A 19,545-nucleotide genomic window follows, 5' to 3' on the forward strand; every position below is an offset into this window, starting at 1 on the left:
CCGAGGAAGCCTTCGCTCCCAATACCAAGCGCGCCATCCGCGCCGACACCGACGACTTCATCCGCCGGTGCATCGCCGCCAAGCGGGTCTCCCTCCCGGCCAGCCCGGAGACGGTTATCGCCGACTTGGCCGCCCGGACCAACCCGCGCACGGGGCAACGGATCGCAGCATCCACCCTCGCCCGGCGCTTGTCCTCGCTCTCCTGGCTGCACCGCGCGCACGGTCATCCCGACCCGACGAAGACCGCACCGGTGCAGATGAAGATGAAAGCCTTGTCCCGGTGCAAGGGCACGCGCCAGTCGCAGGCCCTGGGGATTGGCCGCGCGCAGCTGGACCTGATCCTGGTGGAGATCGGCGACGCCCCGTGCCTCCTGGAGGATCTCCGCGACGCCGCCCTGTTGGCCGTCGCCTACGACTCGCTCCTGCGCCGCGGCGAACTCGTGACGCTGCGCACCGAAGACATCAAGGTCGACGCCGACGGCACCGGCCTCCTGTATCTGGCGCGCTCCAAGACCGACCAGGAAGGGCAGGGGACCTATGGCTGGCTGGCTCCTGACACTGTCCGCCGCGTGAGCGCCTGGCTCGACGCCCGCGCCGACGCCCTGCAGGCCGAGATGAAATCCGCCCGCGACGCCCTGCGCACGCTGTCCGCCGCCATGCGCGAGGGCAGGGTGCTGAATGGAGAGCGCCGGCGGACCGCGCTGGAGCGCATCCTGGCCCGCCTGGATGCCTCCGCCGAGGTCCTTTGGCTGCAGGTCGGCAAGACGGGAACCGTGCTCGGGCCGCTCGCGGTGCGCGGCCCCGACCCGGGCCGCCGCATCTCGGAGATCTTCAAACGCCGTGCCGAAGCCGCCGGACTCGACCCAGCCCTCGTTTTGGGGCATTCCCTGCGGGTCGGGGCGGCCCAGGGTCTGACCGCCGCCGGCTTCGGCCTGCCGGCCATCCAGCAGGCGGGCCGCTGGAAAAGTCCCACCATGCCGGCCCGCTACGCCGAAAAGATCGTCCCCAAGCAAGGCGCCATGGCCCAACTCGCCGGTAAGCAGGGCAGGGGATGACGCGGCCGACCTCGCTCCAGACCTGCCGGACCTGGCTGAAGGGCCGCGCCGATGTCCTCAAGTCTGTTGAGCGTTTGTGCGGCTATGTGGAGCGGTACGGCGTTCTCCGTGACCCGCCCGAAACCGCCCACGCCAAGGATTCTCTTTGGCCGATAGGGCTGAGAACTTGCGAGCCGCTGCGTATCAATCACCGCGTGTTCAATGATAAGCGAAACGGAACGAAGCATGCTTTCACCGAACGAGGCGCCATCTCGGGATCGTCGATATCTGAACTTTGCGGTGAATAAACATAAAATCCAGAAGAAGTCGCGAGTAACTGCCCGGAGTGTTGCTCGTCCTCGGTTCAGGTCCTATATCGCGCGTCACCACTGTCAAAAAAGGCGTCACTCGGTTAATTAATTTTCACTATTATTGCGCTCGAATGCAATCATGAACACTGCCCCCATGCTGCCCCTGAACCGCCATTCCCGCATGACCCGTAAGGTTTTTCTCCGCGTCGTCGGCGCGCTTTTGATCGGCCTCGCCGCTCCGGCTTGGGCTGATCCCCTCCCCACTCCAGTGGAAAAGCCAATCCTTACCGTCTCGGGCCACATCAGCGTGACCAATCGGGGCGCCCTGGCCGCGTTCGACCGCGCGTCGCTCGAGGCGCTCGGCACCGTGTCGTTCACGACGACAACGCCCTGGTACAAGGAGCCGGTGACGTTTGAGGGCGCCCCCCTGGCACGGCTCATGGAACGCCTCGGGGCGCGCGGCGAGACGATCGTCGCGACCGCGCTCAACGATTACAGCGGTGAAATTCCCATGGAGGATGTCCGCAACCGCCAGGTCATCCTCGCGCTGAAGCGCGATGGACGGTATATGCCGGTCAGCGACAAGGGGCCCCTGTGCATCGTCTACGATTTCGACCACGACCCCGAAGCAAAGAAGCGCAAGTATTACAGCCGGTCGGTCTGGCAGGTTGTTCGACTTGCCATCCAGTGACGATGCCTTGGCTTGAGCGCGGTCGGCGCTGGTTCGCGGGGCAATCGTCCCATCGCCTGAGCGCCGCGCTCGCTGTTCTCATCTGCGGTTTCGGCTTGGCGGCGGCGTATTTGTCCCTGCTGGTGCTGAACTATGGCGACACGCTGCGCAGCGCGTCGCCCTACAACTTCGCCTGGGCCGCAAGCCAAGCGGTCGGCGAGGTGTCGCGCCTGGAGCAGCGCATTCTGGCGAGCGCTCTGCCGGGCTCGGCCATCGACGGCGACGAAGTTCAACTGCGCATCGACATCGTTCGCAACCGCATCAGCGTGTTGGGAGATGGCCAAGCGTCGGCCTTCAGCGACCGCTACCCTCAGCACGGAAAGACCATCGATCGTCTTGAGGCGGCGCTCGACCGGGTGACGGCCCTGCTCGCCGGTCCGGCCCCCGCGGCGGAAAAGGCGATAACCGCCCTTAGCGTTTTGGGCGCCGTGGACCGCGAACTCACCGCGTTCGCATCCGCCGCGAACCAGTTCGGCGGCGAGCAGGTCGACCGGGGCCAGGATCGGTTGCTCTTCCTGCATTGGCTCTTCACCGCTCTGGCCATGGGCTTGGCGGTCTGCGGCATGCTGCTCATCACGCTTCTGGTGATTCAAAACCGCACGATCCGGCAGGCGCATCGCCGGCTGGAGACCATGACCAGCGAACTGCGGGTTGCGGCCGCCCAGGCGGAGGAGGCCAGTCAGGCCAAGACGCGCTTTCTGGCCACCATGAGCCACGAGCTGCGCACGCCGCTCAATGCCATCATCGGCTTTTCCGAACTGATCCAGGATGACGTCCAGCCGCGGACCCGGGTGGCCGCCCGGCCGAAGAACCCTGTCGTCACGCTCCAGGAGCACACGCAATACGCGGGGTACATTCTTGCCAGCGCCAAGCACATGCTGAGCTTGGTGATCGACATCCTGTCGTTCGCTCAAATGGAAACCGGTCACATCAACCTTCGGTTTGAACCGGTCGACGTGGAAAAGGCCATCCGTGCCGCCATTGCGATGATGCTCGGAACACCGTCGGGGCAAGGCCGGTCGATCGCGATGGAACCCCGGGCCGTCTGGCCGGTGCTGCAGGTGGACGAACAGGCGCTGCGGCAAATGCTGCTGAATCTGCTGTCCAACGCCGTGAAGTTCAGCGCGCCCGAAACCCCGATCCTGGTCGACACCGAGATCGCACCGGATGGAGGGTTGGTCATCGGCGTGCAGGACCGGGGCATTGGCATGACCGCAGAGCAGGTCGCGAAGGCGACGCAGCCGTTCTATCAAGCCGACAGCAGTTCCGCGCGCCGTTTCCAGGGCACCGGGCTTGGCCTGAGCATCGCCAAGAGTTTGATGGAGGCCCATGGTGGAAAACTTGTCATCGAGAGTGCGGTGGGCGAGGGCACGCGGACTTCCATGCATTTCCCGGCGGAGCGGGGCGGCGCCTCAACGCTCAGCCTACACACCACACCGTGAGACCGCCGGGCGATGCGCGCATGCCCGGCCACCAACAAACAGCAGAAGACGCCCTGTCCGGCCGGCTGGGCAAGGCGCGGTCGGAGTTCTGGGCTGGGCTGTTCGGTGGGCTCCGGTCCTGGCAGACGGCCGCCCGGCTGGGTTTCTCGTCCATTCCCGCCGATGCCGTCACGGCGGGGTGGGCGGCGGCGGCGAACGGCATGCTGGTCACGCGCTTCATCGCCTCGGCGGTGAAGCAGATCGCGAAGGATGGCGACCGTCAGCTTGCCCTGCGCATGGGCATCGTCTCGCGCGCCGTGATGGACGCCGCCCTGGGCGTTTGTCGTTTCAACGACGAGACCATCGGATCGAAGATCATGGAGCGAATGGCATTCTTCATCACCCGCGTGCAGGGCATGTCCGCGTGGACGAACGGCATCAAGAACGCCTGGGCACTGGAGATGATGGGGCACGTCGCCGACCAAGCCGCCCGGCCCCTGGCGGGCGTTTCCAAGCCGCGCGGCGGAATGGGACGTGATCCGCGCCGCGCCGCTGGTCGAGGCCGGCGGCGCGCGCTTCTTCGACCCGGCCAACGTGTCCGACCGCTCCTTCGGGGAAAAGCTGATGGAGGCGATCCTCCAGGAACGCGCGTTCGCCGTGCTGGAGCCGGACGCCCGGGTTCGCCAGCTGACCAGCGGCGGCGTTCCCCGCGGCACCTTCTGGGGGGAGGTCGCGCGGTCCTTCTGGCTGTTCAAGTCGTTCTCGGTGACGATGGCGACCACTCACCTTGCCCGCACTTCCATCGACGCCACGCCCGGCAAGGTCGCGAGCTTCGCCGCGATGTCCACTCTGCTGACCGTGGCCGGCGCGATGTCCATCCAGGCCAGGCAGATCATCACCGGCAAGGATCCGCGCCGGATGGATGACCTGCGGTTCTGGGGAGCGGCCTACATGCAGGCTGGCGGCGCCGGCCTCTTCGGCGACTTCCTGCAAGCCGGCCTCGACCGCAACATGAAAGGGCTGGCGATCACCATGGCCGGCCCGGTGTTCGGCCTCGCTGTCGATGTGGCCCGGTTGGCGATCCCCGATTATCGCAAGATCATGGACGGGCAGCCAAGCCACTACGGCGCAGAGGTGCTCCGGTTCATCCGCGGCAACCTGCCGGGCTCGAACCTCTGGTACAGTCGTTTGGTCACCGACCGCGCCATCATAGACAACGTCCAGGCGCTACTCGATCCCGGCTTTTGGGACTCCTTCGCGCGGATAGAGAACAAGGCCCAGCAGGAATACGGCCAGCGGTTCTGGTGGCGGCCTGGGCACGAGCCCGACAGGGCACCGGTCCTGGGGACGGCGCTGCCGCGGTAATGTCATTTGTGGCACGTGGTATGGGCAGTTAGGTTCGCGGTGACGGCTACCCGAGGGGGCGGAGCGGACCCCAGCAAACCAAGCTGCATCCGTGCCGTCAGATCATGCGTTGCTCCAAGCAAGCGGAAATGTCGCGACGCCACGAAGGGCCACCCCCGTCCGGGTGGCCCTTTCGGCGTCCGATCGGCCGCTGATTGGTGCCGCTCCGTTCTCATCTTCGAACCTGGAAATTGACATGGATCAAGATGGCACAAGCTTGTTCCTGTTTCGTTCTCGGTTTAGCATGCGCCCTATGCCCAAGCCCGTGCTCGACACCCTCGGCAACCTTCCGGAAACCCACAAGCTGTACGGTGGCTGCTTCCACCAGCGTGGTGCATCGAGGCGAGCGGTGACGGACTGCGCCCGTTTTCCCGGCCTTTTCAAGAGACGCGGACATAGCTCGGGCGTGCCAAACCGAACATGTGGTTGAGCAGGTTGGCGGCGACCATGAGCTCGGTACACCGCCCATCGTCGCTGTGGGCGCGCAGGCGGTCGCCAATGACCTGTTTGTAGCGCGCGATCGCCGCCTCCGCTTTGGCCCGCGTGTTGTCGCCGGACGTTCGCTGCCAAGCCATGCGGCCGGTCGCGGCAATCGCCAGAAGGTGGCGGTCGCGCTGGGTCGGCGCCGCCTCCGCGGTGGTGCTGAGGGTCGCATCGCGGCGTGGTGGGGCGATCACCGCCGCTTCCGGGTGGCGGGCGGACACGGCTGCGTACACGTCGGTTCGGTCGTAGCCGCCGTCGCCGATCAGCCGCTCCACCGGGGCGGTGATCTGATCGAGCAGAGGGCCGACTTGCGAGGCGTCATCGACATCGGGCGCCGTCAACGCCAGAGCGACAATTTGCCCCGTGCCGGCATCGACGCCGACGTGGAATTTGCGCCAGGAGCGGCGCGTCTTGGAACCGTGCTTCTCGACCAGCCACTCGCCCGGGCCGCTGAGTGTCTGTTCGTAGAGATCACGCGCTGAGCCCCTGGGGCGCGAGGCGCTGCAGGCGCCTGGAGAGGATGGAGATGAAGGCGATCTGGACGAAAGCGACGAGGTGCTCCTTCGTCCGCTCGACGATGGTGTTCAATCGCCGGTAGCGGCTGATCCAGCTGAAGGAGCGCTCAATGGTCTAATCACAAATGACAAGTTCTGCCTGACGCGCACAGGGCATCTTCAGCTGAGCTTGTCACACGTGCGGGGCGGCGGGTGGGAGGCGGTTGTGTCCTACCTCTGCGGTGAGGTCACTCACCAAGGAGGGAAGGATGCGGCGGCAAAAGCGGTGTCCTTGGCGCGTTCGGCGCACCGGTGTGTCGACGCCAACCAGTCAGCAGCGTTGGGACCGGGCCGATCAACTCCTTCTGCAGTGGGCGATGACCGCACCGGCGCCAACCCCGACGTGGGCGCCCCCGATCCGGCCGGAGGTGTGTCATGCGCGTAGCGATCTATGGTCGCGTCTCGACCAGCCACCAAGTCGACCACCAGACCATTGAGCAGCAATTCGAGCGCCTGACCGCGCATGTGCACGCACACACGGCCGAAGGCTGGGTGCTCGACCCGGGCCATGTCTTCCGCGACGATGGCTACAGCGGCGCCACGTTGGCGCGCCCGGGGCTCGACCGCCTGCGTGACGCCGTGAAGAGCCGCGAGTGTGACCGCGTGCTCGTCACCGCGCCGGACCGTCTGGCGCGCAACGACGTGCACCAGATGGTGTTGCTGGAGGAATGGGCCCGGTTTGGCTGCATCGCCGAGTTTCTGGACCGGCCGATGAGCGATGACCCTCATGACCATCTGCTGCTGCAGATCCGCGGGGCGGTGGCGGAGTACGAGCGGACGCTGATTGCCGAACGCATGCGCCGCGGCCGGCTGGCCAAGCTGCGCGCCGGTCTGCTGCTGCCATGGACGTATCCGCCCTACGGCTATCGCCTGCACCCGGACCGGCCGCGCGACCCGCGTGGTGTTACCCTCGAGCCGGCCGAGGCCGCCGTCGTGGCCGAGCTGTTTGCCCTATACCGCGAGCCGGGCACCTCGCTGATGGACCTCGCCCGCCATCTCGATGCGCGCGGCGTACCCACCCCCTCGGGCAAACCGTGCTGGTCCGGCCCGACGATCCGGGGGATTTTGTGCAACCCGACTTACACCGGGCAGGTTTATGCGCAACGCACGCGCTGCCGCCCACCCACGCACCGGCGCTCGGCGACGCACCCCATCGGCCGGTCACACGACACGGCGGTGCCGCAACCCGCCGACACCTGGATCCCGGTCGGACCGGTCCCCGCCGTGGTCAGCCAAGCGCACTTCGACGAGGTCCAGGCGAAGCTGGCCACCAACCGCTCCTTCGCGCGGCGGAACAACACCGCCCACCCGTACCTCTTGCGCGTGCTGGTGAGCTGCGGGTGCTGCGGCATGGCCTGCACGGCGCGGGTGGCCAATGGCCGGACCTCCTACTATGTGTGCACCGGGAAGGGGCGAAGGAGCAGCGCGTCCCGCGCGGCATGCTGCCCCGCTCGCTCTATCCCGGCTGACCAGCTCGACGAGGTGGTCTGGAACGATCTCTGCGCCTTGCTGAGGGAACCGGAACCGCTCGCCGCCGCGGTGGCACGCGCCCATGGCGGGGCGTGGCTGCCGCAGGAATTGCTCGCGCGTCGCGAGACGCTGCACCGCGCCCAGGCCCACCTCGGCCAGCAGCTCGAGCGGCTCACCGACGCCTATCTACGGGCGGTCATTCCGCTCGATGAGTATGAGCGACGGCGGCGTGACCGGGAGCAGCAGATACAGGCCCTGGCTAGCCAGGAGGAGCTGCTGCGCAATGATGCCGCGCGCCAGCAGCATCTGGCCGGCGTGGCAGCGTCACTGGAGGCGTTCCGCACGCGTGTCCAGCACGGGCTTGCCGCCGCGACCTTCGAGCAGCGTCGGCAACTCGTATTGCTGCTCATCGACCGTGTCGTCGTTACCGATGCTGATGTTGAGATCCGCTACGTGCTGCCCACCAGCACGGAAAGCGAGCACGTCCGGTTTTGTCAATTGCGTAAAGACTACTTCCACGACCCAGGCGATTTCGGTGGGGATGAATACCCCGTGGCGGCCGCGGGCGATCGGCTGGACGGTAATGCCGAGCGCTTCCGCGGCTTTGGCTAGGCGCTCACCGCGGTAGCCGAGATCGCCGATGGCCGGTCCTTGAAAGCCGCGGCCAGCGAGTTGGCGCAGCACCGGCACGATGCCTTTGGTGTCGTGCACGTTGGCCGGCGAGGCGTCGATCGCCAGCGGGATCCCGTACTTCTCGACGGCGATGCTGATCTTCACCCCGCGAATCTTCTTACCCCCGTCCACGCCGCGCGCGAAGCAAGTCGGGGCCGAAGGGCAGGTGCGGCTGTCGATTACCACCGCGCTCGGCTCCACCGTGTCGCCGCAGGCCACGCGCCAGGTCCGCCGCAAGCGGTCGAGCAGTCGGCGCCACAGGCCGAGCTGGGTCCACCGGGCGAACAGCGTGTACAGCGTGCCAAAGGGCATGCCCGAGAGCTGACCGATGGCCCGCCATTGCATGCCGCAGTAGCCGACACACCAGATGGCCATTATCGCCTTGCGCAGCGCGGATCCGGCGAGAGACGCTTTGGGCCCGCGGCGGGCTGGACGCGCGCCGTCGCTCGCCATCGCCGTCAGTTCAACCAGCACCTCCTCGACAAAGGCCTCGACGTCCGAGAACGCGTCCCAGGAGGCCGGGGTGGTGCTTGCGGGACGAACGGCAGTGCCCATAGAATGCGGCTCCAGGCGGTCAGAATGAAGCCCACAGAGCTACCAGACCAATCCCCGCCGCAACACTCCTGTTCAGCTTAAAGTAGCATTCCGCCCAGCGCCGGCTGGGACGCCTCTGCTACGAACATGCTCTCAATCTTTGGCGACTGCCCGACACGGCCACTGTTGTGCGGATAACAATGCTTCGTGAAGAAATTTGCAGGAAGAGTGCGAAGGGGCGCGCCGATCACCTCAATGTATGCGAAGAAATCATCTCTCGGAACCGGATGTCATTCAAATGTATTGCAGGTCGTGCTGGCGCGCATGCCGGAGGGCGCCATCGGGTGTTGTTGGATTGTGTCCCGAGCCGTGATGCGGGGAGCCGTGGCTGTCGGACTGGAGGGACAAATCATTACGGTTCCCCACAGTTCCTACACCATCTCGTGGGACAGGACCAGAAACCGGGGCCTTCCGGAAACCCGATGCGGTTCGGAAGACTCAAGGCCGGTTCCAGCCCTGGCCCACGACCTTGGAGTTTGGCGCTGGGCTCAAATGCGCTGCGACAAGGCCGGCCGGTCAGGCGCGGGGCGAGCGGAGCGCGGCGAACGAATTGACGGCGATCCAGAGCGAGAGGGCGAGCAGGCCGACGTCCTTCAGCAGGAACTGGCCGGGCGCGACCGACAGTGCCGGAAAGCCGAGTTCCGGCACGAACACGCCGGGGGTCGACACGATGAAGCTGAGCGTCGTCACGAATAGCCCGGCCGAGAGCACGCCGCCGACGAGCGAGTACAGCGGGTTGACGAGCCTGGCCGCGATCAAGGCGCCGATGCTGAGTTCGAGGACACCGAGGGAGCTGGAAAATTCCCGGACGCCGAGGATGGATGAGGCCCAGCTCAGCAACGGGCTGTTGCCGACAAGGACCGTCAGGCCTTCCGCTTCATAGGCCGTGAACTTCATGCCGCCGAACCAGGCATAGATCACGACAAGCGAGGCGTAGAGACCCGCCGTGGTGAGGGTCGTGCCGTAGCGGTCGACCAGATCGAGGGCGGCGGCGCGGGCCTGGAGGCTCGTGTTGGCCGTGACGGTGTGGAAAGGCGTATCAGACATGGTGTTCTCCTGTTTGGGCCGCGCCGGGCGGTGCGCCCTGTGGCCGCGGCATGGATGTGCGTATGGACGTGGCGTTGCCCGGGACGATGCCCTTCCCGACGAAGGGGAGGGCGGTCCGCGTCAGGGGACGATCACATGGTCCGGGTTGGCGATGGCGAAGGCTGCGTTGCGGTCGGCCGCCGGCGGGTAGATCCACTGCGTGTTGATCTCCCGCTTGACGGCCTTGCCGGTCTCGCGGGTCAGCCGCACCTGACGGTCCCAACCCTCGGTGAAGAGCGCGCCCCACGGGCCGAGGTCGAGGCAGGTGACGTATTTCGGCTGGCTGTACGGGTGCAGTGGCAATCCGACCAGTTCCGCGGCGGCGTTGTGGCCGGCAACGCGCCCGAGGCTCATGGCGTGCTGACACGACATGGCCGTGACGTTGCCGAGGTCGTCCGTCGCGGCGCGCACGACATCGCCGGTGACGAAGACGTCCTCCACCGCTCCGGCGCGGAGGAAGGCATCGCCGACCACGCGGCCGAAGCGGTCGTGCTCCCCTTCGATCTGGGCCGCGAGCGGGTTGGCGCGCGCGCCGGCGGTCCAGACGACAGTGTTCGTCGCGATGCGCTCGCCGGATGAGAGGACGACGCCATCGGCGCTGATCGCGGCGACCGCCGCGCCGGTGATGGTCTCGACGCCGCACTCGGCCAGCGCCTCCTCGATCACCGGCCGCGGGGTTGGGCCAAGGTCGGGGCCGATGTGGGAAGCCTGCTCGACGACGATAACGCGGACGGCGGCGGCGCTGCCCAGAACCGCGCGCAGGCGCTCCGGCATCTCGGCCGCGGTCTCAATGCCGGTGAAGCCGCCTCCGGCCACCACGACCGTGTTGCGCGCAACCGTTTCAGGCCGGTCTGCCAGCGACTTCAGATGCGCATCGAGCGCGCGGGCGCTCGCCAGCTGATCGACGTTGAAGCTGTACTCCGGCAAACCCGGCACTGGCGGCTGAAAGAGACGGCTGCCGGTGGCCAGCACGAACTTGTCGTAGGGCAGCCGCGTCCGCGTGCCGTCGACACGCTCAACCTCGATGCGGTGGGCGCCGGCATCGATCGTCTGCACCAGCCCCGCGACGTGCCGCACGTCAACCGCTTCGAGGAGTGGTGCGATGTCGGGGTTCATATTCTCAAGGACCGCTTCGTAGAGACGGGGACGCACCGTCAAGTTGGCGCTTGGCGACACGATGGTCACCTCGATGTCCTGCTCCCGGCCCGCGATCGCGACGGCACGAGCGGCCGAGATGGCGGCCCACATGCCGGCGAAACCCGAGCCGGCCACGAGTATCCTCTTGGTCATGGGACTTCTCCTTGTTCGCCGGACGAGAAGGCATTGAGTCGAGCATCCGCTCGACGGCTTTCTCGGCATGTCCGGCAGAACACCGAGAAGGATTGGTTTGATGGCGTGGAACGGCTGACCGCCGCGGGCTCTACCGGGCGTCTTGCCCGACCTCGGGGAGCGCCCCGGATGATGAGAGGGCTGCGCATCCGACGATCTGCGGGAGGCAACGGATGCCCTGGTCATCAGTGGTGGTCATGTCCGTCTTAACACGGACTATATTTGTCCACGTTCTGTGCCGCAAGCAAAAAACGCACACCGACGTTATCTGCGTTTTTAGGGGCAACAAGGCGAAGCCGATGGTACAGAGATTCTCTTCGCTCTTGGTCCTTATGTCCGACCGGCCGGAGGCGCATCCTCCCCGAAGCGACCATCAACCGAGGACCGACCGATGCACCTGCGCTCTCTCGCCGCTGCCGGCTGGCTCGCCGTTCTCGCGGCTCCCGCCGCCGCGCACACCGCGCAGCCCGGCCACGAAACCGTGACGCCCACCTTCCAGCACGCCATTCCCAACAGTCCCGGCAAGACCCTCCTCTCCGTCGTCGTCGAGTACCCGCCGGGCGGCAAGACGGAGCCGCACCATCACGCAAAGTCGGCCTTCATTTACGCCTATGTGCTGTCCGGTGCGATCCGCAGCCAAGTCGATGATGGCCCGGACAAGGTCTATCGCGCCGGCGAGAGCTTCTTCGAACCGCCGGGCGCCCACCACCGCGTCAGCGAGAATGCCAGCGCCACCGAGCCGGCGCGCCTGCTCGCCGTCTTCGTCATCGACAGCGGCGATACCCCCCTGACCACCACCGATTCTCATTGAGGAGCACCGCCATGACCCAGCGTCTCGACTACAACGCCATCGCGCCCGCCGGCATGAAGGCCTTGGGCGGGGTGTACGGCTACCTCAGCCAGAGCGGCCTGCCGGCCGAGCTGATCAACCTCGTCTTCCTCCGGGTGTCGCAGATCAACGGCTGCGCCTACTGCATCGACATGCACAGCCGCGACCTGCTCAAGGGCGGCATGAGCGTGGACAAGCTGGTGCTGGTGCCGGCTTGGCACGAAGCCGGCGCGCTGTTCACAGACCAGGAGCGCGCCGCCCTGCGCTGGTCGGAGACGGTGACCCGGGTGGCGGACACCGCCATTCCCGACGAGGAGTACCAAGCCGTCTCGGCGCAGTTCTCGGAGAAGGAGCGCGTCGACCTGACCATCGCGGTCGGGCTGATGAACGTCTACAACCGCATCGCCATCAGCTTCCGCGCGACCCCGGCGGCGGTGGCCCGGTAACGGTGGCGCGGTAACGCCCCGCTTCAGCGACAAGGGGGCCGGCGTTTGCGCGCCGGCCCCCCTTTCTTTCGTCTTGCGGAGGCCCATGACCACGGCCTTGCGCGGGCGCTGCCCTCAGGCCCGCGCCTTGCCCAGGCCGTAGCGGGGCGCCACGGTGGCGCTGGACAGGTTGGGCAGCATCGCCTGCCGGGCCGCCTCGTAGGCGTCCCACTGGGCGCCGTCCTGGAGGGAGGGGATGGTCGCGAACTCGCCGCGGTCCAGCCCGACCAGCGCCGCGTCCACCAGGTCGGTCGCGGACATCACCCAGGCTTGCGGCAGGTTGTCGACCGGCAGGCCGGCGGTATTCCAGAAGTCGGTCGCCGTGGCGCCGGGCAGCACCACCTGGACGCGGACGCCCTGGTCGGACAGCTCCTTGCGCAGCGACTGGCTGAAGGCGAGCACGAAGGCCTTCGTCGCGCCGTAGACACCGTTCAGGATCTCCGGCCCGATCGCCACGATGGACGCGATGTTGACGATGGTGCCGCCGCCGCGGGCGACGAAGCGCGGGGCCACCGCGTAGCTCAGCCGGGTCAGGGCGGTGACGTTGATGCCGATCATCTCTTCCATGCGGTCGGCGTCGGACTGGAGGAGCGGCCCGGCGCCGCCGAAGCCCGCGTTGTTGACCAGCAGGGTGACGGCCTCGTCCGTGGCCAGGATGCGCTCCACCGACCGGAGCTGCTCCGCGTCGGTCAGGTCGGCGGTAACGGTGCGCACCGCGACGCCGTGCCGGCTGCGGATCGCGTCGGCTTGGCTGGCGAGGCGCTCGGCATTGCGCGCCACCAGGATCAGGCCGTGCCCGCGTGCGGCCAGACGGTCGGCGTAGACGGCGCCGATGCCGGATGAGGCGCCCGTGACGAGCGCGGTTCCCTTGCTGCTCATGGTCTCGTTCCTTCTGCGGACCGCCGGCGATGTTGCGGCGGCGTTGGTTGAAGCCTATGCGAGGAGGTCGGCGACTGGAATGTCATAGAGACGTCGTTTTCGGACGTGGTTGGGGAGCGTCGGTGCTCAGCTGCGGCCCCGTCGTTCGTGCGCCGTCACGTCGGATCGGGCACCGTGAACGTCACTGTCTGCGCGGCGAGGATGTGGTGCTCCGGATCGGACAGCTCGACCAGCAACTTGTGCGGACCGGGCGGCATACCGACCACGACGATGGTGTCGGTGTTGCTGAAGTCCCCCCAGTGCCAGGGCAGGTCGTCGACGGTCACATGCAGATGCCCGACCCGCGGAGAGACGTTGCGGGCGGCCGCCCCGAGCACCGGCACGACGCGGAAATTCTCCGTCCGGTAGGCGATCAGGACGGCGCCCCGCGCCAGCGGACCGGGGAGCGGCGGGTCGACGATCAGCGTGGGCGCCGGCTCGTTCTCGATGGGGATGATCGGCGAATGGCCGGAACCGTCCTTGGTGCCGTGGGCGAAGGCGGTGCCCGCGGTCAGCGCGGCGGCCGTCAGGGCGGTTGTCATGGCGATGGTGGCGATGCGGCGGATGGTCATAGGGTGCTCCGGTGCGTTCATGCACGTTGTTGTGACGCACCCAAGTCGCCCGAATGTATCCGGCGGAACGGCTTTTTGTATCAGACTGTCCAGCGCTCACGAGCGGATACACGGCGGTACAAAGATTCATTGCGTCAGCCGAACCAGGACAGCAGCCGCACCAGCCGCCGGGTGCGTTCGCCGAACAGCTTCGGGGTGTAGAAGCTGCCCGCGGCGCGCTTGCTGACCTCACCCAGCGTCGGGTAGGGCACGATCATCCCGGCCAGCGCCTTGACGGTGAGCCCCTGGCCGATCGCCAGCGTCCAGACCTGGATCAGCTCGCCGGCCTCGGCACCCAGGATGGAGGCGCCGAGGATCTTGCCCGATTTCGTCGTGACCGCCTTCACGAGGCCGGAGGTCTTGCGCTCCGTCTGGGCGCGGTCGTTCTCGACGAACGGCCAGCGCAGGACCGTGATGGCGTCGCCGTGCGCGGCGCGGGCCTGCTCCTCGGTCAGGCCGACATGGGCGAACTCCGGCTCCGTGTAGGTCACCCAGGGCAATGCCCGGTAGTCCACCTTGGCGGGCAGGCGGAACTGCGCGTTGCGGATCACGATGCCGGCGTGGTAGCCGGCCACATGGGTGAACTGCGGCCCGCCGGCCACGTCGCCGATGGCGAAGACGCGCCGGTTGCTGGTGCGCAGCCGCGCATCGACGGTGATGCCGCGCGGGCCATACGCGATGCCGGCCTTCTCAAGGTCGAGCCCGGCGACGTTTGGCCGCCGTCCGGCGGCGACCAGAATATGCGAGCCCGTGATCCGCTCCTCGTCGCCCTCCCCGGTGTCGAGCACCAAGGCGACGCCGTCCCCGTCCGGCTCGACCCGCAGGATTTTGACCCGCTCGCGGACGGCGATGCCCTCGTTGACGAACTGCTGGCGCAGCAGCGTCGCCAGTTCGGGGTCGTCCTTCGGCAGGACGCGGGCGGCCTCCAGTACGGTCACCTCGGCGCCGAGGGCGCGATGGGCCTGCGCCATCTCCAGGCCGATCGGCCCGCCGCCGATGACGATGAGGTGGCGCGGCAGCACGGTGTTGTCGAACACCGTCTCGTTGGTGAAATACGGCACGCCGTCCAGTCCGGGGATCGGCGGCACGGTCGCGCTCGACCCGGTGGCGATGACGAAGCGCCGGGCGCGGATCCGCGTGTCCCCGGCCACGACCTCGCGCGGGCCGGCGAAGCGGGCGGTGCCCTGGATGACCCGGACGCCGAGCCCTTCAAAGCGCTCGATAGAATCGTTCGGCGCGATCGCGGCGATCACCTCGTGGACGTGCCGGTTGACCGCCGCGAAATCGACGCCGGGCGGCGCATACTCGACGCCCAGCGCCCGCTCGCCGCGCCAGCGGTGGGCCGCCTTTCCGGCGGCCAGCAGGGCCTTCGACGGCACGCAGCCGGTGTTGAGGCAGTCGCCGCCCATCCGGTGGCGCTCGATGAGCACGGTGGAGGCGCCGAGCTGGGCCGCGCCGGCGGCCACCGACAACCCGCCGGAGCCGGCGCCGATGACGCAGATGTCGACGTCGAGGATGCTGTTGCCGATGTTGCTCTTGGTCGTGTTGCTCATGGCAGTTTCCCCGCGGGCTGCGGCGCGCCGCGCCGGAACCGCTTGTGGATGACCGGAACCAGGGCCAGGACGGCGAGGCCGATGACGGGAAGGAGCACGCGCGGCTGGAGAAAGGCGGAGCCGTCCGGCGTGCCGCCGCTGTCCAGGATGGCGCTGAGGCCGGTGCCGACGCTGGTGTAGACCAGGACCCCCGGGATGATCCCGACGAAGGTGCCGATGACGAAGGTCGCCGTGCGGACCCCCAGGAACGCGGGCGCCAGGTTGACGAGCCAGAAGGGGAACAGCGGCACCAGCCGGAGCACGAGCATGTAGCTCAGTTCGTCCTCGCGAAAGCCTGCCTCCAGCTTTTGCAGAAAGGGGCCGGCGCGGGCGCGCAGCAGGTCGCCGAGGACGGTCTTGGCCGCCAGGAAGACGGCCGTGGCGCCCAGTGTCGCCCCAATCAGGGTGCACAGCCCGCCCCACGCGGTTCCGAACAGGAAGCCGCCCAGCGTCGACAGCAGCAGGCCGGTGGGCAGCGACAGAGCGGTGCAGACGGCGTAGACGAGGACGAACAGCACGGGCGCGCCGACGCCCAGGCTGTCCATCCGGCCGACCAGCCAGTCGTGGTTGCGGGCCAGGGCGGCGAAGCTGAGGTAATCGAACGCTCCGGTGATCTTCAGGACGGCGACGACCGCCGCGACCACCAAACCGACGGCCAGCAGCCGAAGCGTCAAGGACGTTGCCGGCGCTGCGGCGACCGGGCCGCCGTCGCCGTGCGGTCGATGGGGTGTAACGTTTGGGGGTGTAAAGCTTGTCATTGCCGGATCTCTCCGTGTGTGCAGCGGCGGGGGAAGCCGAGGAGGACCCGGAAGAAGACCACCGTGCCGATGCCGAAAATCGTGTTGAAGGCGATGTCGAACGGCACCGCCGCGGAAGGGAAGCCGCCGCCGACGCCCAGCCCCTTCAGCGGCAGCACGACGAACCAGTGCACAAGCAGGGGGAAGATGCCGAAGAGGAGCCCGCCCAGTTCTCGCCCGACGCTGGCGGTCAGCCGCCGCTCGACCAGAGCGTAGGCCAGTCCCCAGAGCCCGTCCCAGAACGCCGCGTTGAGGCTTGCCGGAACGCCGAGGGGAGGTACGGGCGCCAGGCTCCAGGGCAGGGCGGGGACGAGGTGCGCGAGGTAGAGGAGAACGCGGAGCCCGTCTTCCAGGAGCAAGTGCGACAGGATTCCAGCGAGGAAGCCGACGCACAGGCGCGTTGATGTGCGAAACATGGGAAAAAACCTGTCGACGATCCGGGCGGTCAGCCGGGCAGCGCGTCCGGTGACGTCCGGTCCGGCCGCCGTGCGGCGGCGAAGGCGGACCGGAACAGGATCGCCGTGCCGAGGCCGTAGATCAGGTGAAGGGCGATGTAGAGCGGGTTGAAACCGCCACCGACGCCGAGCCCCTTCAGCGGCAGCACGACGAACCAGAAGACGGCCAGCGGCGGAATGCCGTAGACGAGCCCGCCCGGAAGCCAGCCGAAGCGGGCGGTCAGCCGCGGTTCGAGCGCGGCGTAGGCCACGCCCCAAAGCCCGGCCCAGAAGGCCAGGTTGAGGCTCAGCGGCACGCCCAGCGGCGGCACCGGCTTCAGGCTCCAGGGCAGGGCCGGCTCCAGATACGCGAAGTGGAGGATGGCCAGCAGGCCGTCCTGAAAAATCAGGTGTGATAGGCCGCCGGCCAGAAAGCCGAGGAACAGCCGTGTCGGAATCGTGCGCATGGAAAGACTTTCTCGTGATGGGGGTGCCGCCACGTCAGCGGACGGTGGGCGTCTGCCCGTCCACGCGCCGGGCCACGGTGACGGCCGTCGGCGCCGTCTTCAGCCCGAGAAAGCCGCGCCCGAAGGTCAGGAACTGCTGCGCCTTCGCGGCGTCGCCCTGGTCCCACAGCGACGCCGCCATGGTGAGATACTTACTGGCCTCGTTGCGCTCCTCCCGGCCGATCGTGCCGGTGTTGCGCTCCACCAGAGCGGTCTTCGCGTCGCTGAGTTGGGTAGCGAAGCTCTCGGGCGTGCCGGATGCGCCGTTGGCGGCGGCGGCGATGCCGGCGGTGGAGGTCAGCAGCGCGGACGAAAGAACGGCGGACGCGGCAATCGTGCGAATGTTCATGATCGTCTCCATGGCGGTGTTGGGGTCGGACGGCCTGCCCGCGGTGCGTAGACAGGCCGTCCGTGATGGGGCCGGGTCAGACGACGGTGCGGGTCAGACGACGGTGATCGTCACGTCGATGTTGCCGCGGGTGGCCAGCGAGTAGGGGCAGGTGCGGTGGGCCGCCTGGACCAGGGCCTGCGCGGTGTCGCGCTCCACACCCGGCAGGCTGACGTTGAGGCGGGCGGCGAGGCCGTACACGCCCTCGGTCAGGCCGAGATCCACCTCGGCGTCGACCGCGAGTTCGGCCGGCAGAGCGACCTTCGCGTTGCGGGCGGCGATCTGGATCGCGCCGATGAAGCAGGCGGACCAGCCCGCGGCGAACAGCTGTTCTGGGTTGGTGCCGTTGCCCGGCTTGCCGGGCGACCTCAGCGCGATGTCCAGGCGGCCATCGTCGCTGCGGGCGGTGCCGTCGCGCCCTCCGGCGGAGGTGTGGGTCTTGCCGGTGTACAGCACTTTCTGCAGGTGGGGCATGGTGGGGTCCTTCGTCGGGAGCGTTTGTGTTCGGTTCCGATAAGATCGGATGCGATTGAAAAATGCGCCAAGCGGGCCGGAGAGTCAACTGTCCGATCTCATCGGATGCGACTGACTTGGGTCTCAGCCGATCACGTTTTTGCGAGCGGAACGGCGGGAAGGGTGTCCGGCGCCCCGGCGGCGCGCCGGAGCGGGTTCAGGAACCCTGGGCGAGGGCGGCGGGAGCCGCTTGGCGGGCCCGCAGCACGATGAACGCGTAGGCCGCCTCCGCCAGCACGAAGGCGACCGCGATCAGCGCCGCGCCGACGAGGCTCAGATAGTGCTGGTCGATGACGACGATCACCACGCCGCCGAGGACGCTCGAACAGGCGATGCCGGCGTAGAGCGCGGTGTTGTTCAGCGCCATCAGCAGGGGGGCCACCTGAGGCGCCGTCTTCACGAGGCGATGCTGCTGCGGAACGATCAGCCCCCAGCCGCAGCACCCCCACACCAGCAGGGCGAGCACGGCGGTCACGGGGTGGGCGGAGGTCCAGGGCAGCAGGCAGAAGTTCCCGATCGCGATCGCCAGCGCGGCGACGATGATCGTCCGGCTCTCGAAGCGGTCGACCAGACGGCCGGCCAGCAGATTGCCGAGGGTCGCGGCGACACCCCAGAACAGGAACAGCGCGGCGAGCGTGCGCTCGTCCCCGCCGGTCACGCGGTCGAACACGAGGCTGGAATAGTTGTAGACCATCAGGAACCCGCCGAAGGCGAAGAGCGTCGTCAGCAGCGTCAGCGCGATGCGGATGTCGCGGACCGGAGCGAAGCGTTCGCGCAGCGTGACGCGCGGGGGCTGCGGTACGGACCGGAGCAGGACGCCCACGCCGATCATCGTGACCAGGCCGAGCGCCGCGACGAACCAGAGCGTGGTGCGCCAGCTGCCAAAACCCCCGATGAAGGTGCCGAGCGGTGCGCCCAGCGCCGTGGCGCCGGCAAGGCCGGCGGTCACCGTGGCCAGGGCGCGGCCCCGCCGTTCGGGGGCGACGAGCGCGGCGGCGATGCCGAGTGCGGTGGGCGAGAACATCGCCGCGCCGAGCCCGGCCACCGCGCGGCCGACCAGGACCGTGTTCAGGTCGGACGCCAGCGCGTTGATCGCGTTGCCCAGGACGAAGATGCCCAGCGCCGCCACCAGCAGGGGCTTGCGCGGCCATCCGCCGCCGACCGCGGCCATGACGGGGGCCAGCACCGCGACGGTCAGCGCGTAGACGGTGACCATCTGCCCGGCGAGGCTCACGGAGGTGTTCAAGGAGGCGGCGACGCTTGGCAGGATGCCGGCGACGACGAAGCTGTCGGTGCCCATGGCGAACATGCCAAGGGCGAGCATGAGAAGGCGACGATCCATGGAAAGGACCTTTCTGTGTTGACAGGAATTAGCCTGGAGGGG

Annotated in this window: 20 protein-coding genes and 2 pseudogenes; 8 read left to right on the plus strand and 14 right to left on the minus strand. The window is 67.9% G+C overall.

Annotated features, from left to right (window positions below):
• Positions 1–125: 125 nt before the first annotated feature.
• The 4 genes from M2351_RS32945 to M2351_RS32960 all read left to right on the plus strand — a co-directional run bounded on the left by M2351_RS32945 (position 126) and on the right by M2351_RS32960 (position 3,517).
• Positions 126–1,055 (plus strand): tyrosine-type recombinase/integrase, encoded by a 930-nt coding sequence (locus M2351_RS32945; protein ID WP_264660211.1) that lies wholly within the window; start codon positions 126–128, stop codon positions 1,053–1,055.
• On the plus strand, positions 1,052–1,342 hold the full coding sequence (locus M2351_RS32950) for a hypothetical protein (protein WP_264660212.1): 291 nt from the start codon (positions 1,052–1,054) through the stop codon (positions 1,340–1,342). Before M2351_RS32945 ends, M2351_RS32950 begins: the two co-directional genes overlap by 4 nt.
• A 157-nt stretch (positions 1,343–1,499) precedes the next feature.
• Positions 1,500–2,036, plus strand: coding sequence for a molybdopterin-dependent oxidoreductase (locus M2351_RS32955; RefSeq protein ID WP_264660213.1), 537 nt, complete (start codon positions 1,500–1,502; stop codon positions 2,034–2,036).
• Positions 2,037–2,038: 2 nt separating this feature from the next.
• Entirely contained in the window at positions 2,039–3,517 is a 1,479-nt protein-coding gene (locus M2351_RS32960) for a sensor histidine kinase (protein WP_264660393.1), read from the plus strand.
• Positions 3,518–3,776: 259 nt separating this feature from the next.
• On the opposite strand, the gene M2351_RS32965 is transcribed toward M2351_RS32960, so the two are convergent.
• Entirely contained in the window at positions 3,777–3,935 is a 159-nt protein-coding gene (locus M2351_RS32965; protein WP_264660214.1) for a hypothetical protein, read from the minus strand.
• Between the two features lie 95 nt (positions 3,936–4,030).
• On the opposite strand from M2351_RS32965, the gene M2351_RS32970 reads away from it, so the two are divergent.
• Positions 4,031–4,861: a hypothetical protein gene (locus M2351_RS32970; RefSeq protein ID WP_264660215.1), complete on the plus strand. Its 831-nt coding sequence runs from the start codon at positions 4,031–4,033 to the stop codon at positions 4,859–4,861.
• Positions 4,862–5,280: 419 nt separating this feature from the next.
• On the opposite strand, the pseudogene M2351_RS32975 reads toward M2351_RS32970, so the two are convergent.
• Positions 5,281–5,820, minus strand: a pseudogene (locus M2351_RS32975) (transposase); the annotation flags it as partial.
• A 492-nt stretch (positions 5,821–6,312) separates the two neighbouring features.
• Here M2351_RS32975 and M2351_RS32980 point away from each other — a divergent pair.
• Positions 6,313–8,019, plus strand: a complete 1,707-nt coding sequence (locus M2351_RS32980; RefSeq protein WP_319801955.1) for a recombinase family protein — start codon at positions 6,313–6,315, stop codon at positions 8,017–8,019.
• Between the two features lie 27 nt (positions 8,020–8,046).
• Here M2351_RS32980 and M2351_RS32985 read toward each other — a convergent pair.
• The 3 genes and pseudogenes from M2351_RS32985 to M2351_RS32995 form a co-directional block, all read right to left on the minus strand.
• A pseudogene (locus M2351_RS32985) lies at positions 8,047–8,634 on the minus strand (transposase); the annotation flags it as partial.
• Positions 8,635–9,189: 555 nt separating this feature from the next.
• Positions 9,190–9,720 (minus strand): YkgB family protein, encoded by a 531-nt coding sequence (locus M2351_RS32990; RefSeq protein ID WP_264660217.1) that lies wholly within the window; start codon positions 9,718–9,720, stop codon positions 9,190–9,192.
• Between the two features lie 120 nt (positions 9,721–9,840).
• Complete coding sequence (locus M2351_RS32995; protein WP_264660218.1) at positions 9,841–11,049, minus strand: NAD(P)/FAD-dependent oxidoreductase; 1,209 nt, start codon at positions 11,047–11,049, stop codon at positions 9,841–9,843.
• 430 nt (positions 11,050–11,479) lie between these two features.
• Between M2351_RS32995 and M2351_RS33000 the strand changes: the two genes are divergently transcribed.
• Positions 11,480–11,899, plus strand: a complete 420-nt coding sequence (locus M2351_RS33000) for a cupin domain-containing protein (RefSeq protein WP_264660219.1) — start codon at positions 11,480–11,482, stop codon at positions 11,897–11,899.
• Positions 11,900–11,910: 11 nt separating this feature from the next.
• Positions 11,911–12,363 carry a carboxymuconolactone decarboxylase family protein gene (locus tag M2351_RS33005; protein WP_264660220.1) on the plus strand — a complete coding sequence of 151 codons (453 nt, stop codon included), beginning with the start codon at positions 11,911–11,913 and terminating at the stop codon, positions 12,361–12,363.
• Positions 12,364–12,477: 114 nt separating this feature from the next.
• On the opposite strand, the gene M2351_RS33010 is transcribed toward M2351_RS33005, so the two are convergent.
• The 9 genes from M2351_RS33010 to M2351_RS33050 form a co-directional block, all read right to left on the minus strand.
• Positions 12,478–13,281: an SDR family NAD(P)-dependent oxidoreductase gene (locus tag M2351_RS33010; RefSeq protein WP_264660221.1), complete on the minus strand. Its 804-nt coding sequence runs from the start codon at positions 13,279–13,281 to the stop codon at positions 12,478–12,480.
• Between the two features lie 155 nt (positions 13,282–13,436).
• Complete coding sequence (locus M2351_RS33015; RefSeq protein ID WP_264660222.1) at positions 13,437–13,892, minus strand: DUF6130 family protein; 456 nt, start codon at positions 13,890–13,892, stop codon at positions 13,437–13,439.
• Positions 13,893–14,026: 134 nt separating this feature from the next.
• Positions 14,027–15,484, minus strand: a complete 1,458-nt coding sequence (locus M2351_RS33020) for a dihydrolipoyl dehydrogenase family protein (RefSeq protein ID WP_264660223.1) — start codon at positions 15,482–15,484, stop codon at positions 14,027–14,029.
• A complete protein-coding gene (locus tag M2351_RS33025; RefSeq protein WP_264660224.1) occupies positions 15,481–16,197 on the minus strand; it encodes a TVP38/TMEM64 family protein in 717 nt (238 codons plus the stop codon). Before M2351_RS33025 ends, M2351_RS33020 begins: the two co-directional genes overlap by 4 nt.
• A gap of 80 nt (positions 16,198–16,277) precedes the next feature.
• Positions 16,278–16,736 (minus strand): hypothetical protein, encoded by a 459-nt coding sequence (locus tag M2351_RS33030; RefSeq protein ID WP_264660225.1) that lies wholly within the window; start codon positions 16,734–16,736, stop codon positions 16,278–16,280.
• A 29-nt stretch (positions 16,737–16,765) separates the two neighbouring features.
• Positions 16,766–17,221 carry a hypothetical protein gene (locus M2351_RS33035; protein WP_264660226.1) on the minus strand — a complete coding sequence of 152 codons (456 nt, stop codon included), beginning with the start codon at positions 17,219–17,221 and terminating at the stop codon, positions 16,766–16,768.
• Positions 17,222–17,255: 34 nt separating this feature from the next.
• Positions 17,256–17,609 (minus strand): hypothetical protein, encoded by a 354-nt coding sequence (locus tag M2351_RS33040; RefSeq protein ID WP_264660227.1) that lies wholly within the window; start codon positions 17,607–17,609, stop codon positions 17,256–17,258.
• A 93-nt stretch (positions 17,610–17,702) separates the two neighbouring features.
• Entirely contained in the window at positions 17,703–18,122 is a 420-nt protein-coding gene (locus M2351_RS33045) for an organic hydroperoxide resistance protein (RefSeq protein ID WP_319801956.1), read from the minus strand.
• Between the two features lie 196 nt (positions 18,123–18,318).
• The gene (locus tag M2351_RS33050) at positions 18,319–19,503 is read right to left on the minus strand and encodes an MFS transporter (RefSeq protein WP_264660228.1); all 1,185 of its coding nucleotides are present in this window, start codon (positions 19,501–19,503) and stop codon (positions 18,319–18,321) included.
• Positions 19,504–19,545 lie beyond the last annotated feature (42 nt).

Source organism: Azospirillum canadense (assembly GCF_025961225.1).
Taxonomy (GTDB): Bacteria; Pseudomonadota; Alphaproteobacteria; order Azospirillales; family Azospirillaceae; genus Azospirillum; species Azospirillum canadense.

Excerpts from the sequence above, each read along its gene's own strand:
- M2351_RS32950 (WP_264660212.1), top strand. The coding sequence starts at position 1,052 with ATGACGCGGCCGACCTCGCTCCAGACCTGCCGGACCTGGCTGAAGGGC.
- M2351_RS32955 (WP_264660213.1), top strand. The coding sequence starts at position 1,500 with ATGCTGCCCCTGAACCGCCATTCCCGCATGACCCGTAAGGTTTTTCTC.
- M2351_RS32960 (WP_264660393.1), top strand. The coding sequence starts at position 2,039 with ATGCCTTGGCTTGAGCGCGGTCGGCGCTGGTTCGCGGGGCAATCGTCC.
- M2351_RS32965 (WP_264660214.1), bottom strand. The coding sequence starts at position 3,935 with ATGCCGTTCGTCCACGCGGACATGCCCTGCACGCGGGTGATGAAGAAT.
- M2351_RS32980 (WP_319801955.1), top strand. The coding sequence starts at position 6,313 with ATGCGCGTAGCGATCTATGGTCGCGTCTCGACCAGCCACCAAGTCGAC.
- M2351_RS32990 (WP_264660217.1), bottom strand. The coding sequence starts at position 9,720 with ATGTCTGATACGCCTTTCCACACCGTCACGGCCAACACGAGCCTCCAG.
- M2351_RS32995 (WP_264660218.1), bottom strand. The coding sequence starts at position 11,049 with ATGACCAAGAGGATACTCGTGGCCGGCTCGGGTTTCGCCGGCATGTGG.
- M2351_RS33000 (WP_264660219.1), top strand. The coding sequence starts at position 11,480 with ATGCACCTGCGCTCTCTCGCCGCTGCCGGCTGGCTCGCCGTTCTCGCG.
- M2351_RS33005 (WP_264660220.1), top strand. The coding sequence starts at position 11,911 with ATGACCCAGCGTCTCGACTACAACGCCATCGCGCCCGCCGGCATGAAG.
- M2351_RS33010 (WP_264660221.1), bottom strand. The coding sequence starts at position 13,281 with ATGAGCAGCAAGGGAACCGCGCTCGTCACGGGCGCCTCATCCGGCATC.
- M2351_RS33015 (WP_264660222.1), bottom strand. The coding sequence starts at position 13,892 with ATGACCATCCGCCGCATCGCCACCATCGCCATGACAACCGCCCTGACG.
- M2351_RS33020 (WP_264660223.1), bottom strand. The coding sequence starts at position 15,484 with ATGAGCAACACGACCAAGAGCAACATCGGCAACAGCATCCTCGACGTC.
- M2351_RS33030 (WP_264660225.1), bottom strand. The coding sequence starts at position 16,736 with ATGTTTCGCACATCAACGCGCCTGTGCGTCGGCTTCCTCGCTGGAATC.
- M2351_RS33035 (WP_264660226.1), bottom strand. The coding sequence starts at position 17,221 with ATGCGCACGATTCCGACACGGCTGTTCCTCGGCTTTCTGGCCGGCGGC.
- M2351_RS33040 (WP_264660227.1), bottom strand. The coding sequence starts at position 17,609 with ATGAACATTCGCACGATTGCCGCGTCCGCCGTTCTTTCGTCCGCGCTG.
- M2351_RS33045 (WP_319801956.1), bottom strand. The coding sequence starts at position 18,122 with ATGCCCCACCTGCAGAAAGTGCTGTACACCGGCAAGACCCACACCTCC.
- M2351_RS33050 (WP_264660228.1), bottom strand. The coding sequence starts at position 19,503 with ATGGATCGTCGCCTTCTCATGCTCGCCCTTGGCATGTTCGCCATGGGC.